The sequence below is a fragment of the Phenylobacterium hankyongense genome (assembly GCF_003254505.1).
In the GTDB taxonomy this organism is placed as follows: Bacteria; Pseudomonadota; Alphaproteobacteria; order Caulobacterales; family Caulobacteraceae; genus Phenylobacterium; species Phenylobacterium hankyongense.
Genome location: NZ_QFYP01000001.1, coordinates 1,176,456 through 1,190,407, shown reverse-complemented (window position 1 = coordinate 1,190,407; position 13,952 = coordinate 1,176,456). Strand labels below are relative to the sequence as shown.

Annotated in this window: 14 protein-coding genes; 7 read left to right on the top strand and 7 right to left on the bottom strand. The window is 71.5% G+C overall.

The window, feature by feature from the left end:
* Positions 1-63: 63 nt before the first annotated feature.
* From DJ021_RS05730 to bioF, 4 genes are read right to left on the bottom strand one after another with little or no spacing between them, the layout of a single operon-like run.
* Positions 64-825 carry an ABC transporter permease gene (locus DJ021_RS05730; protein ID WP_111456633.1) on the bottom strand — a complete coding sequence of 254 codons (762 nt, stop codon included), beginning with the start codon at positions 823-825 and terminating at the stop codon, positions 64-66.
* Complete coding sequence (locus DJ021_RS05725; protein ID WP_111456632.1) at positions 822-1,763, bottom strand: ABC transporter ATP-binding protein; 942 nt, start codon at positions 1,761-1,763, stop codon at positions 822-824. The genes DJ021_RS05730 and DJ021_RS05725 overlap by 4 nt, the downstream gene beginning before the upstream one ends.
* Positions 1,764-1,814: 51 nt before the next feature.
* On the bottom strand, positions 1,815-2,504 hold the full coding sequence (gene bioD / locus DJ021_RS05720) for a dethiobiotin synthase (RefSeq protein ID WP_111456631.1): 690 nt from the start codon (positions 2,502-2,504) through the stop codon (positions 1,815-1,817).
* The gene (gene bioF / locus DJ021_RS05715; RefSeq protein WP_111456630.1) at positions 2,501-3,616 is read right to left on the bottom strand and encodes an 8-amino-7-oxononanoate synthase; all 1,116 of its coding nucleotides are present in this window, start codon (positions 3,614-3,616) and stop codon (positions 2,501-2,503) included. Before bioF ends, bioD begins: the two co-directional genes overlap by 4 nt.
* A gap of 99 nt (positions 3,617-3,715) precedes the next feature.
* On the opposite strand from bioF, the gene DJ021_RS05710 reads away from it, so the two are divergent.
* The 3 genes from DJ021_RS05710 (at position 3,716) to DJ021_RS05700 (ending at position 6,140) form a co-directional block, all read left to right on the top strand.
* Positions 3,716-4,984, top strand: a complete 1,269-nt coding sequence (locus DJ021_RS05710; protein ID WP_111456629.1) for an adenosylmethionine--8-amino-7-oxononanoate transaminase — start codon at positions 3,716-3,718, stop codon at positions 4,982-4,984.
* Between the two features lie 89 nt (positions 4,985-5,073).
* Positions 5,074-5,817 carry an oxygen-binding di-iron domain-containing protein gene (locus tag DJ021_RS05705; protein WP_111456628.1) on the top strand — a complete coding sequence of 248 codons (744 nt, stop codon included), beginning with the start codon at positions 5,074-5,076 and terminating at the stop codon, positions 5,815-5,817.
* Positions 5,818-5,858: 41 nt separating this feature from the next.
* Positions 5,859-6,140 (top strand): acylphosphatase, encoded by a 282-nt coding sequence (locus DJ021_RS05700; RefSeq protein WP_111456627.1) that lies wholly within the window; start codon positions 5,859-5,861, stop codon positions 6,138-6,140.
* Here DJ021_RS05700 and bioB read toward each other — a convergent pair.
* Positions 6,137-7,144 (bottom strand): biotin synthase BioB, encoded by a 1,008-nt coding sequence (gene bioB, locus DJ021_RS05695; protein ID WP_424443727.1) that lies wholly within the window; start codon positions 7,142-7,144, stop codon positions 6,137-6,139. The genes DJ021_RS05700 and bioB overlap by 4 nt on opposite strands.
* A 157-nt stretch (positions 7,145-7,301) precedes the next feature.
* Here bioB and DJ021_RS05690 point away from each other — a divergent pair, with 157 nt between their 5' ends.
* From DJ021_RS05690 to DJ021_RS05675, 4 genes are all read left to right on the top strand, one after another.
* Positions 7,302-8,783 (top strand): CYTH and CHAD domain-containing protein, encoded by a 1,482-nt coding sequence (locus tag DJ021_RS05690; RefSeq protein WP_111456626.1) that lies wholly within the window; start codon positions 7,302-7,304, stop codon positions 8,781-8,783.
* Positions 8,784-9,039: 256 nt separating this feature from the next.
* A complete protein-coding gene (gene ahcY / locus DJ021_RS05685) occupies positions 9,040-10,431 on the top strand; it encodes an adenosylhomocysteinase (protein ID WP_111456625.1) in 1,392 nt (463 codons plus the stop codon).
* Between the two features lie 24 nt (positions 10,432-10,455).
* A complete protein-coding gene (locus DJ021_RS05680) occupies positions 10,456-11,286 on the top strand; it encodes a PfkB family carbohydrate kinase (protein WP_111456624.1) in 831 nt (276 codons plus the stop codon).
* A gap of 14 nt (positions 11,287-11,300) precedes the next feature.
* Positions 11,301-12,428 (top strand): serine hydrolase domain-containing protein, encoded by a 1,128-nt coding sequence (locus DJ021_RS05675; protein WP_111456623.1) that lies wholly within the window; start codon positions 11,301-11,303, stop codon positions 12,426-12,428.
* A gap of 68 nt (positions 12,429-12,496) precedes the next feature.
* Here DJ021_RS05675 and DJ021_RS05670 read toward each other — a convergent pair whose 3' ends face one another.
* Together DJ021_RS05670 and DJ021_RS05665 are read right to left on the bottom strand one after the other, a co-directional pair.
* On the bottom strand, positions 12,497-13,288 hold the full coding sequence (locus tag DJ021_RS05670; protein ID WP_111456622.1) for an ABC transporter permease: 792 nt from the start codon (positions 13,286-13,288) through the stop codon (positions 12,497-12,499).
* Positions 13,285-13,935, bottom strand: coding sequence for an ABC transporter ATP-binding protein (locus tag DJ021_RS05665; RefSeq protein ID WP_111456621.1), 651 nt, complete (start codon positions 13,933-13,935; stop codon positions 13,285-13,287). Before DJ021_RS05665 ends, DJ021_RS05670 begins: the two co-directional genes overlap by 4 nt.
* Positions 13,936-13,952: the final 17 nt, after the last annotated feature.

The window sequence follows — 13,952 nt, the reverse complement described above, 5'->3', positions numbered from 1 at the left end:
CTCGGAGGACCCCCTCAGTCGGCTTCGCCGACAACTCCCCCGGAGGGGGAGCACTTGTTTTCCCTACGTCTTCAGCCGCCAGCCGGTGCGGAAAATCACCCAGATCGCCGTCAGGCAGGCGAGCATGAACAGCAGGGTCATGGCCAGGCTCACGCCGACGTCGACGTCGGAGATGCCGTAAAAGCTCCAGCGGAAGCCGCTGACCAGGTAGACCACCGGGTTGAACAGCGCGATCTTCGCCCAGATCCCCGGCAGCATCGAGATCGAGTAGAAGCTGCCGCCCAGGAAGGTCAGCGGCGTGACCACCATCAAGGGCACGATCTGCAGCTTCTCGAAGCCGTCGGCCCAGATACCGAGGATGAAGCCGAACAGGCTGAAGGTGATCGAGGTCAGCACCAGGAAGGCCGCCGCCCACAGCGGATGGACGATCTCGAACGGCACGAACAGCCGCGCGGTGGCGAGGATGATCAGCCCCAGCATCACCGACTTCGAGGCCGCCGCGCCGACGTAGCCGATCACCACCTCCAGCGCCGACACCGGCGCGGACAGCATCTCGTAGATCGTCCCCGACCACTTGGGCATGTAGATGCCGAACGAGCCGTTGGAGATGCTCTCGGTGAGGATCGACAGCATGATCAGGCCGGGCACGATGAAGGCGCCGTAGCTGACCCCGTCGATGGTCGCCATCCGCTTGCCGATCGCCGCGCCGAACACGATGAAATACAGCGAGGTGGTGATCACCGGGGCGGCGATCGACTGCACGACGGTGCGGAAGGTGCGCGCCATCTCGAAGCGGTAGATGGCGCGGATCGCGTGGAAGTTCATGCCGGAACCTTCGAGGTCTGGCCTCTCACAAGGCTCACGAATATCTCCTCCAGCGAGCTCTGCTGGGTCTGGAGGTCCTTGAAGTCGACGCCGCGCTTGGAAAGCTCGCGCAGCAGCTCGGCGATGCCGGTGTTCTCGGCCTGGGCGTCGAAGCTGTAGACCAGGTCGGCGCCCTCGTTCTCGAGGTCGAGCTGGTATTGCGACAGGCCGCTCGGCACCGCCGTCAACGGCTCCTGCAGGTGCAGGGTCAGCTGCTTCTTGCCGAGCTTGCGCATCAGCGCGGTCTTCTCCTCCACCAGGATCAGCTCGCCCCTGGAGATCACCCCGATCCGGTCGGCCATCTCCTCGGCCTCCTCGATGTAGTGGGTGGTCAGGATGATGGTCACGCCGCGCTCGCGCAGGCCGCGGACCATCTCCCACATGTCGCGGCGCAGCTCGACGTCGACGCCGGCGGTGGGCTCGTCGAGGAACAGGATCTGCGGCTCGTGCGACAGCGCCTTGGCGATCATCACCCGGCGCTTCATGCCGCCGGACAGGGCCATGATCTTGCTGTCCTTCTTGTCCCACAGGGACAGGTCGCGCAGCACCTTCTCGATGTAGGCGGGGTTGGCCGGCTTGCCGAACAGGCCGCGGCTGAAGTTCACCGTCGCCCAGACCGTCTCGAAGGCGTCGGTGGACAGCTCCTGTGGGACCAGGCCGATCTTGGCGCGCGCCGCGCGGTAGTCGCGCACGATGTCGTGGCCGTCGGCCAGCACCTGGCCGGAACTGGCGTTGACGATGCCGCAGACGATGCCGATCAGGGTGGTCTTGCCGGCCCCGTTGGGGCCGAGCAGGGCGAAGATCTCGCCCTTGCGGATCTCCAGGTCGACGTTCTTCAGGGCCTGGAAGCCCCCGGCGTAGGTCTTGGATAGACCCTTTACGGAAATGATCGGCTGCACGGGGCCCCCTTGGCGCTCGATGCGGAACGTAGGCGCCCGGAGGCGGCTAAGCTAGGGCGCGCCTGCAATCACCGCCTCGAGCAGGGCCGTCGGCCAACCCGCCTGCGTGTCCCGCCCTGCGCCAAGGACGCGCGTGGCGCCCGCGAACCGACAGACCATCTGCACGGTCTCCTTGAAATCCGGCGCGTCGGGCGACCCGTCTTCGCTGACCACCAAGGCGGCGACGGCGAGGCCGCGGCTGCGCAGCACCTCCAGGGCGGTCAGGGTGTGGCTGATCCCGCCGAGGTAGGAGCCGCCCACCAGCACCGTGGGAAGCTGCAGGGCGGCCATCAGGTCGAGCCCGGTGGCGTCCTCGGCGATCGGCGACATCAGCCCGCCGACCCCTTCCACCAGCCGCAGCTCCGCCGTCGCGGCCGCCAGCCAGGCGCGGCACAGCGCGGTGAGCGGCGCGAGCTCCAGGCGCCGGCCTTCCAGCCGCGCGGCCATCGGCGGGGCCAGCGGGGCCGCGAACCGGAACGGGGAGATGGCTTCGAGGGCTTCGGGGGTCGCTGGTCGACCGAGGGCCTCCAGCAGGCGGCCGGGGTCGCTGGGCGCCCAGTCGTCGGGATCGAAGCCGCTGACCACCGGCTTCAGGGCGTCTGCGGTCAGGCCGCGGGCGCGGGCCGCGCGGAGCAGGGCGGCCGCCACATGGGTCTTGCCGATGTCGGTGTGGGCGCCGGCGACGAACAGCGCGGGCCTCATTGCGACAGCCAGGGCCGGACGGCCTGCGCCAGCCGGTCCACCGCCTCGTCGGGGTGCCCGGCGCTGAAGGCCAGGCGCAGCCGCGCGGTGCCGGCCGGCACGGTCGGCGGGCGGATGGCGACGGCCAGCAGGCCCTGGGCCTCCAGGTCGGCGGCGGCGGCCAGCGCCGTCTCCGCCTCGCCCAGCAGGATCGGGACGACGGCGCTCTCGGCCGGCGGCAATCCGAGCGCGGCGGTGAAGCGGCGGGCCTTGGCGAGCGGCGCGGCGACCCGCTCCGGCTCGGCGGCGATGATGTCGAGCGCGGCCAGCGCCGCAGCAGCGTTCGCGGGGGGCAGGCCGGTGGTGTAGATCACCGTCCGCGTCCGGGTCTTGATGAAGTCGATGACCGCGGCGCTGGCGCAGACATAGGCCCCGTAGCCGCCGAGCGCCTTGGAGAAGGTCCCCATCTGCAGGTCGACGTGCGCCTCGGGGAACAGCCGCGCCGTGCCCGCGCCGCCGCCCAGCACGCCCAGGCCGTGGGCGTCGTCCACCAGCAGCCAGGCGTCGTGGGCGCGGCACAGCCGGCTGATCTGGTCGAGCGGGGCGATGTCGCCGTCCATGGAGAACACCCCGTCGGTGGCCACCAGGGCGCGCCGGGCGCCGGGGCGCAGCGCCGCCAGCTTCGCCGCCAAATCTTCCATGTCGTTGTGCCGGAAGGCGATCGTCTCCGCGCCGGCCAGCTTCGCGCCCGCCCAGATGCAGGCGTGCGCCAGCTCGTCCGCGAGGATCAGGTCGCCGCGGCCGACGAAGGTCGGGATGATGCCGGCGTTGGCCAGGTAGCCGGAGCCGAACACGCAGGCCGCCTCGGCGCCCTTCAGGGCGGCCAGCCGCGCCTCCAGGCGCTCGAACAGCGGGTGGTCGCCGGTCACCAGCCGCGAGGCGCCCGCGCCCGCGCCATAGGCCTCCACCGCGGCGATGGCGGCGGCCTTCACCTGCGGGTGCTGCGACAGGCCGAGGTAGTCGTTGCAGGAGAAGGAGACGTAGCGGCGGCCCCCGCGCTCCACCCACACGCCGTCGATCCGACGGGTGGGCTTGAGCGTGCGGCGCAGGCTCTGCGCCTCAAGCTCGGCCATTTTCGCTTGCGCAAAGGCGGTGAGGGTGTCGTTCACAGGCCGCCGTATGCCCGAGCCCTCGGTCCGGCGAAAGCTCCGTTGCGTCACCCTGAGGTTCCGATGCCCGCATCGCCCGCCTGGCTCTCCGAAGGCGCCCCGCACGTCTGGCGGCCTTATTGCCAGATGAAGACCGCGCCCGCGCCGCTGACCGTGGCCCGCACCGAGGGCTGCCGGATCGTCCTGGAGGACGGCCGCGAGCTGGTGGACGGCATCGCCTCGTGGTGGACCGCCTGCCACGGCTACAACCATCCGCACATCCGCCAGGCGGTGGAGGCCCAGCTGGCGCGGGCGCCGCACGTGATGTTCGGCGGGCTGGCGCACGAGCCCGCCTATCGGCTGGCGAGCCGGCTCGCGGCCCTGCTGCCGGGCGAACTGGACCACGTGTTCTTCGCGGAGTCCGGTTCGGTCTCGGTGGAGATCGCCATGAAGATGGCGCTGCAATACTGGATCAACCGCGGCGTGGCCGGCCGGACAAAGTTCCTGGCCTTCCTTGGCGGCTATCACGGCGACACCCTGGCGACGATGACGGTCTGCGACCCCGAGGAGGGGATGCACAGCCTGTTCGCCGGGGTCATGCCGGCCCAGCCGGTGGTGGCGCTGCCGGTGAATGCGGCGTCGGAAGCGGCGCTCGACGCGCTGCTGGCCGAGCGCGGCCAGGAGATCGCGGCGATGATCGTCGAGCCGCGGGTGCAGGGCGCCGGCGGTATGCTGTTCCACGACGACGAGGTGCTGCGGCGGCTGCGCCGGCTGGCCGACCGGCATGACGTGCTGCTGATCTTCGACGAGATCTTCGTGGGCTTCGGCCGCACCGGCGACCTGTTCGCCTGCACCGGCTCGGGCGTGACCCCGGACATCGTCACCCTGTCGAAGGCGCTCACCGGCGGCACGCTGCCGCTGTCGGCCGCCATCGCCAGCCGGCGGATCTTCGAGGCCTTCTGGTCCGACGACCCCGGCGCGGCGCTGATGCACGGGCCCACCTATATGGCCAATCCGCTGGCCTGCGCGGCGGCCAACGCCTCGCTGGACATCTTCGAGACCGGCCAGTGGCGGGCGGACGTGGCGCGGATCGCCGAGGGCCTGGAGGCGGGGCTCGCCCCCTGCCGCGCGGCGCCGGGCGTGGTCGACGTGCGGGTGCGCGGCGCGATCGGCGTCGTGGAGTTCGACCGGCCGGTGGCGGTGGGCGCGCTCTGCGCCGGCTTCGCGCAGGAGGGCGTCTGGATCCGGCCGATGGGCAAGGTGGTCTACCTGACGCCGCCCTACCCGATCTCGGAAGGCGAGCTCGCCCAGCTCACCGGGGCGGTGTGCAAGGTGGTCGGCGCGAACGGCTGATCGACGTCCGATCGCACGGCGGAAAGTGATCCCGCGCATTGCCGCCGGTTGCGCCGGGGCGTTTCCTGTCGCCGCGAGGCAGGTGCGAAATGGATACGAGGATCAACGAGATCGCCCCGGGCGTGTACCGGCTGTCCACCTGGGTCGAGGCGGTGGCGCCGCCCGCCGGCTTCACCTTCAACCAGTTCCTGATCGACGGCGACGAGCCGATGTTGTTCCACTGCGGTCACCGGCAGACCTTTGCCGACCTGGCGCAGGCGGTGGAGCGGATCATGCCGCTGGAGCGGCTGCGCTGGATCAGCTTCGGCCATGTGGAGGCCGACGAATGCGGCGCCATGAACCTCTGGCTGGAGGCCGCGCCCCGCGCCCAGGTGGCGCATGGCGTCCTGGGCTGCGACGTCTCGATCAACGACCTGGCCGACCGCCCGCCGCGGGCGCTGGCCGATGGCGAGGTGATCGACCTCGGGGGCAAGCGGATGCGGTGGCTCGGCACGCCGCACGTCCCCCACGGCTGGGAGGCGGGGATCTATTACGAGGAGACCGCGGGGACGCTGTTCTGCGGCGACCTGCTCACCCACGTCGGCGACGGCGCCGCGCTCACCCGGGACGACATCCTGCCGGCCGCGCTGGAGGCCGAAGGGATGTTCCACGCCATGTGCATGACGCCGGCCACCGGCCAGGTGCTGCGCGGGTTGGCGGCGCTCGCGCCGACGACGCTGGCGCTGATGCACGGATCGTCGTTCGAGGGCGACGGCGCGGCGCCCCTGCGCGGGCTGGCCGATTTCTGCGAGCGGGAGGCGGCGCGCTTCAACGACGCGCCGACGCCGGCCTAGCGGCTCGTTGACTGTCGAGCGCCCAGAGCCATTCCTGAGCTATGGACCGCATCGCCGCCCGTCTGATCATCCGCGGTCGCGTCCAGGGGGTGGGCTACCGTTTCTGGGCCTGCGCCGAAGCGCGCCGGCTGCAGCTCGGCGGCTGGGTCAGGAACCGCCGCGACGGGTCGGTGGAGGTGCTGGCGGCAGGTCCTGGCGCGGCCGTGGAGCAGTTCGCGCAGGCCTGTCGGCGCGGCCCCAGCCACGCGGAAGTCACCTCGGTGGAGCGCTTCGAGGCGGCGGATGAGGCGCCCCAGGATTTCGAGGAGCGGCCGACGGCTTAGGCCAGTTCCGCCGCCTTGCGGGTCATCGGGCGCATCTTCAGTTCCGCCAGCAGGGCGTCGTCGGCGGACTTCTCGGGGTTGTCGGTGGTCAGGAGGCGGCCGCCGACGAAGATCGAGTTGGCGCCGGCCAGGAAGCAGAGCGCCTGCAGCTCCTGGGACATGTGCTCGCGGCCCGCGGCGATGCGGACCACCGACTTCGGGCAGACCAGGCGGGCGACGGCGATCATGCGCACGAACTCGAAGCCGTCCACCGGCGCGGAGCCGCCCAGCGGGGTGCCGGGGATCGGCATCAGGTCGTTGACCGGCAGGCTCTCCGGGTGGCTGGGCAGGGTGGCCAGCTGGTGCAACAGGCCGGCGCGGTCGCGGCGGGTCTCGCCCATGCCGACGATGCCGCCGCAGCAGGTGCTCATGCCGGCGTCGCGCACGGCCGCCAGGGTGTCGAGCCGGTCCTGGTAGGTGCGGGTGGTGACCACCTGGTCGTAGTAGTCCGGCCCGGTGTCGAGGTTGTGGTTGTAGAAGTCGAGGCCGGCGGCCTTCAGCGCCTTGGCCTGGTCCGGCGTCAGCATGCCCAGCGTGGCGCAGGTCTCCAGGCCGAGCGCCTTCACCCCGCCGATCATGGCGGCGACCTTCGGCAGGTCGCGGTCCTTCAGGTCGCGCCAGGCGGCGCCCATGCAGAAGCGCTGCGCGCCGCCGGCCTTGGCTTCGGCGGCGGCGGCGATCACGGCGTCGGCCTCCATCAGCTTGGAGGCGGTGGTGGCGGTCTTGAAGTGCTGCGACTGGCTGCAGTAGCCGCAGTTCTCGGGGCAGCCGCCGGTCTTCACCGACAGCAGCTGGGAGATCTGCAGCTCGGTGGGATCGAACCAGCGCCGGTGCACGGCGGCGGCCCGGAACACCAGCTCGGTGAACGGCAGCTCGAACAGCGCCTCCACCTCCTCCAGGGTCCAGTCGTGGCGCGGCTGGGCGGGGTCGGCGGCCAGGCTGGCGGAAGCGATGGGTGCGTTCATGCCGGCTCCTTGGGAAGGCTCGGCGGCTTTAGAGCGCGGCGGTTGCGCCGGCGCAAGGCGCCCTGCGGCCGCCCTGACCGCGTTAACCAATGTTGATCCGGCGACTCCCGCCCCTCCCGTGGCCGTTGTATGATCGCGGCCAGGACGGAGACCGGCGATGACGAACGCCTGCGAGATCGAGCTCAAGTTCCTGTGCGCCCCCGAAGACCTGGGGGCGGTGCTGGCCGCCGCGCCGGCCGGCGACGACGAGAGCCGCGAACTGATCTCGGTCTATTTCGACACCCCGGACCTGGCGCTGCAGAAGGCCGGGGCCTCGCTGAGGGTGCGCGAGAGCAAGGGCGCGCGGGTGCAGACCCTGAAGCGCGGCGACGGCCTGTCGCGCGAGGAGCACGAGACGCCGATCGTCGGCGACATCCCCGATCCCGACCTCGGCCCCCTGCGCGAGCTGCTGCCGCACGGCCAGGCGGCGACCCTGAAGCCGGCGTTCAACGTGCGGGTGACGCGCCGCCAGCGGCTGATCCGCTACGGCGACGCCGAGATCGAGCTGGCGCTGGACCAGGGCGAGGTGCGCGGCGGCCGCGACGCCAGCCCGATCAGCGAGGTCGAGCTGGAGCTGATGAGCGGCGATCCGAAAGCCCTGTTCGACCTGGCGCGGGAGCTTTCCACCGCCGCCCCGCTCTACCTGTCCTTCGACGGCAAGGCCGCCCGCGGCCAGGCCCTGGTGGCCGGGTCGCCCTTGCAGGCGCGACGCCGGGAGAAGGTGGCGCTGGCGCCCGCCGCCTCCGTGGCCGACGCCTTCCAGGCCGCCGGGCGCAATGCGCTCGGCCAGATCGCGGCCAACGCCGTGGTGCTGCGCGAAGCGCCGCAGGTCGAGGCGGTGCACCAGCTGCGGGTCGCGGCAAGGCGGCTGCGCAGCGCGCTGGCCACCTTTTCCGACGTGGTCCGCGACAAGGACTTCGAGCGGGTGAAGCGCGAGCTGCGCTGGCTGAGCAAGGCCGGCGACGAGGCGCGCAACCTCGACGTCTTCGCCGCCGACGTGCTGGAGCCGGCCGCCAGGCTCGACCCGCCGCCGGCCGGGCTCGCGGCCCTGACGGAGGCGGTGGAGGCGGCCCGCGCGCGGGCGCGTCGCGACGTCGTCGAGGCGGTCTCCTCGCAGCGCTTCCGCATGCTGCTGATCGACGCCACCGCCTGGGTCGAGACCGGCGACTGGCTCAAGGCGTCGGATGCCGTGCACGGGCCCGCCAAGGCCTTCGCCGCCGACGTGCTGGCGCGCCGCCGCCGCAAGCTGCGCAAATGCGGCCGCGGCCTCAGGCATGCCGCCCCCGAGACCCGCCACGCCGCGCGGATCGAGGCCAAGAAGCTCCGCTACGCCACCGACGGCTTCGCCAGCCTGTTCCGCGAGAAGCGCGTCGACCGCTTCACCAAGCGGCTGAAGGCGTTGCAGGAGGCGCTGGGCGAGCTGAACGACATCGCCACCGCCGAGCCGCTGATCGCCCACCTGCAGCTGCCGCCGGATGCGGCCTTCGCGGCCGGCGAGCTGGTCGGCTTGCGGGCCGGCCGGGCCGACGCGCTGGTCGACCGCGCCGCCAAGGCCCTCGACAAGCTGAACCACGCCGAGCCGTTCTGGGCGGCGCGCTGACTTCAGGCGCCGTGGCGCGGCAGCGCCGGTTGGAATGTCCACGAACCACACGAACCACACCAACGCGCTTCGTCTGGTCCAGGCTAGCCGGTGGCAGGGCCAGTTCGTGTGGTTCGTGTGGTTCGTGGACCAATAGAGAGCGCCTGCGGCAGCGCAGCGGCCAAGTCACATAAAGAGTTCTTTATATGATTGTTGCCCGGCGGGCTGCGCACGGCTATAGAGCCGCGACCGGATTTCTGCCCCGCAAGGACAAGACATGACCGACTATGTCGTGAAGGACATCGCCCTGGCCGACTGGGGCCGCAAGGAAATCGACATCGCCGAGACCGAGATGCCCGGCCTGATGGCGGTGCGCGCGGAGTTCGGCAAGGACCAGCCGCTGAAGGGCGCGCGGATCGCCGGCTCCCTGCACATGACCATCCAGACCGCGGTGCTCATCGAGACGCTGCAGGCGCTGGGCGCGGAGGTCCGCTGGGCCTCCTGCAACATCTTCTCGACCCAGGACCACGCCGCCGCCGCCATCGCGGTGACCGGCACGCCGGTGTTCGCCATCAAGGGCGAGAACCTGGTGGAGTACTGGGAGTACGCCCACAAGATCTTCGAGTGGGCCGACGGCGGCTACCCGAACCTGATCCTCGACGACGGCGGCGACGCCACCCTGCTCTGCGTGCTGGGCCCGAAGGCCGAGAAGGACCCCTCGGTCCTCGCCAACCCGCAGAACGAGGAAGAGGAAGCGCTGTTCGCGGTGATGAAGCGCTACCTGAAGGAGAAGCCGGGCTTCTATTCGGCCATCCGCGACGCCTGCAAGGGCGTCTCCGAAGAGACCACCACGGGCGTGCACCGCCTCTACCAGATGGCCGAGCGCGGCGAGCTGCCGTTCCCGGCGATCAACGTCAACGACAGCGTCACCAAGTCGAAGTTCGACAACCTCTACGGCTGCCGCGAGAGCCTGGTCGACGCCATCCGCCGCGGCACCGACGTGATGCTGGCCGGCAAGGTGGCGGTGGTCCTGGGCTACGGCGACGTGGGCAAGGGCTCGGCGGCGAGCCTGCGCAACGGCGGCGCCCGCGTGGTGGTCACCGAGGTCGACCCGATCTGCGCCCTGCAGGCGGCGATGGAGGGCTATGAGGTCCAGACCGTCGAGGACGTGGCCGCCAAGGCCGACATCTTCGTCACCGCCACCGGCAACAAGGACGTGCTCACCGTCGACCACATGCGGGCGATGAAGAACAACGCCATCGTCTGCAACATCGGCCACTTCGATTCCGAGATCCAGATCGCCGGCCTGCGCAACTTCAAGTGGGACGAGATCAAGCCGCAGGTCCACCACGTGGAATTCCCGGACGGCAAGAAGATCATCGTCCTGTCCGAGGGCCGGCTGGTGAACCTGGGCAACGCCACGGGCCACCCGAGCTTCGTGATGAGCGCCTCGTTCACCAACCAGACGCTGGCGCAGATCGAGCTGTGGACCAACGGCGCCAAGTACGAGACCAAGGTCTACACCCTGCCCAAGCACCTCGACGAGAAGGTCGCCATGCTGCACCTGGACAAGCTGGGCGCGAAGCTGACCAAGCTCTCCAAGGAACAGGCCGACTACATCGGCGTGACGCCGCAGGGCCCGTTCAAGCCGGACCACTACCGGTACTAGCGCTGAGCTAGTAAGGCTGGCGCCATGGCTGTGGCGCTGATCATGTCGAGCTTCGTGTCCGCCGCCCGGATCGGCGGCGGCGCGCAGCAGTACGTGCTCGCCGCCCACAAGATCGATCCGGTGCTGGCGCCGACCGTGCTGCTGGGGCGCAGCCCGGCCAAGGGCGCCCAGGGCCAGGTCACCTCGCCGGAGGTGTTCCGGCGCATGCTGGCCGACATCGAGGCCGACGCCGTGTTCGGCATGGTCGACCTGGTGATCACCGGCCACTTCTCCTCGCCCGAACAGGTGGAGATCGCCGCCGGCGTGCTGGAGCGGGTGCGCGCCGCCGCGGCGCGCCAGCCGGTGGTGGTGGTCGACCCGATCATGGGCGACGCCCCGGACGGGCTCTACGTCAAACCCGAAGTCGCCGACATGCTGACGGAGCGGCTGGTGCCGCTGGCGGACTGGATCACCCCCAACGTCTGGGAGCTGGCGAGGCTCACCGGCCTGCCGGTCACCGACGCCGCCAGCGCCGCCGCCGCGGCCCGGGCGCTAGGCCGGTCCGCCCTGGTGACCTCCGTGCCCGGCGCGGCCGGGGAAATCGGCCTGCTCCACTGGGACGGCGGCGAGGCCACCCTGTTCGCCCACCCCAAGCTCGAGAGGTCGCCTGACGGCACGGGCGACCTGGTCACCGCCAGCTTCGGCGCGGGGCTGGTGGAGGGGCTCGCGCCGCTGGCGGCCGCCGAACGCGCCGCCCGCGCCGCCGCCGAGGCCGTGCAGGCCGCCCTCACCTGGGGCGCGACCGACCTGCCGATCGTGGCGCTTGCCCAGCGGGTGGTGCGCCCGAGCGCCCGTGTGCGTATAGAGCGCCTCTGAACCCGGGAGCCTCCATGGTCGAGATCGCTGGCCACGCCGCCGCCCGCTTCGCTGCGGTGAAGGACGCCTTCGCCGCCAACTTCGGCGCCGGCGAGGAGCTGGGCGCGCGCTTCACCCTGGTGGAGGCCGGCGAGGTGGTGCTCGACCTCTGGGCCGGCCACGCCGACCGCAAGCGCACCCGGGCTTTCGACGACCGCACCCTGACGCCGGTGTTCTCCACCACCAAGGCGCTGGCCGCCCTGCTGATGGCCAGGCTCGTGGATCAGGGCAAGCTCGACTACGGCCAGACCGTCGCCTCCGTCTGGCCGGAGTTCGCCGCCGCCGGCAAGGGCGCGGTGAGCGTCGAGCAGCTGCTGTCGCACCAGGCCGGGCTGTGCGGCTTCCCGGACCCGATGGACCCTGCCGAGTGGTTCGACTGGGACCACATCTGCGCCAAGCTCGCGGCCATGACCCCGCTGTGGCCGCCGGGCACGGCCAGCGGCTACCACCCGATCACCTTCGGCTACCTGGCCGGCGAGGTCTTCCGCCGGGTGGAGGGCCGGAGCATGGGGACGGCGCTGCGCGAGGACCTGGCCGCGCCGTTCGGCCTCGACCTGTGGATCGGCCTGCCGGACAGCGAGTTCGACCGGGTCGCCGAGCTGCAGCGGCCCAACGCCCTGCCGGACTTCGGCCACCACAACGAGCCCACGCGCGCCGCCTTCCTGACGCCGTGGTCCTCGCCCGCCGGGCGCGGCCAGGCGGAGTGGCGGCGGATGGAGATTCCTTCGGCCAACGGCCACTGCACGGCGGAGGGGCTGGCGCGGCTGATGGGGGCGCTGGCCAACGACGGCTGGCTGGACGGCGAGGACATCCTGTCCCCGGCGCTGATCGGCGAGGCCGCGCGCGAGCGGATCCGCGGCCAGGACCTGGTGCTGCCCTACGTGATGAGCTGGGCCGCGGGCTTCATGCGCAACGAGACGGAAAAGCCCTGGGGGCCGGGCCTCTCGACCTTCGGGCATTCGGGCTGGGGCGGGTCGTGCGCCTTTGCCGACCCGGAGCGCAAGCTCGGCGGGGCCTATGTGATGAACAAGCAGGGGACCGCGCTGATGGGCGACCTGCGGCCGCGGCGGCTGATCGAAGCGGCCTACGCGGCGCTTTCCTGAGCGCCGACCTCGGAGGACCCCCTCAGTCAGCTTCGCTGACAGCTCCCCCGGAGGGGGAGCAACGAGGTCTAGCGCAGGCGGTCGAGGCGTAGGCGCTGGCGGGGGTCGGTGAGCCGGCGCACGGCCCCGTAGGCGATCAGCAGGGCCGCCAGGCCGCTGGCCCCGGCCAGCAGGAACATCAGCAGGATCTGGTACTTCACCGCCTCCACCGGATCGAGGCCGGCGAGGATCTGGCCGGTCATGATCCCGGGCAGGGTGATGACCCCGGCCGCCGACATCTGGTTGATGATCGGCAGCAGGCCGCGGCGGATGGAGTCCCGCAGCAGCGGGGCGATGGCCTGGTGGAAGCTCACCCCCAGGGCCAGCTGCGCCTCGATCGACGAACGCTCGCGCTGGACGCGGCCGAGGATGCTGTCGAGCGCCAGGCTGCCGGCGTTCAGCACGGCGCCGAGGATGATGCCGGCGAGGGAGATGGCGTAGCGCGGGTCGTACCAGGGGTGCGGCCGGATGGCGGTCAGCAGCGCCAGCCCCACCGTCACCGCGGTGGCGATCGCCACGCCGCCGGCGCTCAAGGTTAGGCCGGAGAAGCCCTTGAACCGCTTCTCGGGACGGGCGGCGATCTCGCGCGCCGCGACGGCGGCCATCAGCACCACCAGCGCCAGGGTGGCGGCGGGATGGTGCATCGCGAAGACCAGCCGCATCAGGTAGCCGACGGCGACCAGCTGCACCACCATGCGGCCGGCGGCCCAGAGGATCTGGCGGTGCAGCTGCAGGCGCAGACCCACCGACAGCAGGGCGTCGAAGGCTACCAGCGAGGCGGCGATGGCCAGGTCCGAGGGGCTGAGCTGGATCGGGTTCATGTCTCGGCCGTCAGCTGCCGGTCGCGCATCAGGTAGCGCTGGGCTCCGAGCCGCTCGGCCTGGCGCGGATCGTGGCTGACCAGGACCACGGACAGACCCTTGGCCAGGCGGGCGCGCAGCAGGGTCTCGACCTTGCCGACCGACTCCGGGTCCAGCGGACCGGTGGGCTCGTCGAGCAGCAGCACGGGGGACTCCAGCACGAGCGCCCGGATCAGGGCCAGGCGCTGGCGCTCGCCGGTCGAGAGCTGCTGCACCGGCCCGTCGAACGGCGCGCGGCCGACCCCGAGCTCATCGGCCAGCTCCCGCGCCACGGCCAGCTTCGCGGGGGTGAAATGCTCGATCACCGTGTCGCGCCACCAGCCGGACTCGGCCGCGACGTAAGGGACCTGGGCGCGCCAGGCGGTGGCGGCCATGGTCGCCCGCGAAATCCCGTCCAGCCGCACCTCGCCCTCGTTGGGGTCGAGGTCGGCGATCATCCGCAGGAACAGGCTCTTGCCGGAGCCCGACGCGCCGCTGATCGCCGCGCAGCTTCCGGCCGCCAGCCGGAAGTCGAACGGCCCGACCAGGGCGCTCCGCAGGCCCTGCAAAACCAGGCGCGGTTCGGACGGCTCAGGGGCGGGCCCGCCGGACGGCGACGTGGACGGCATGGCGACGATATCGCCCG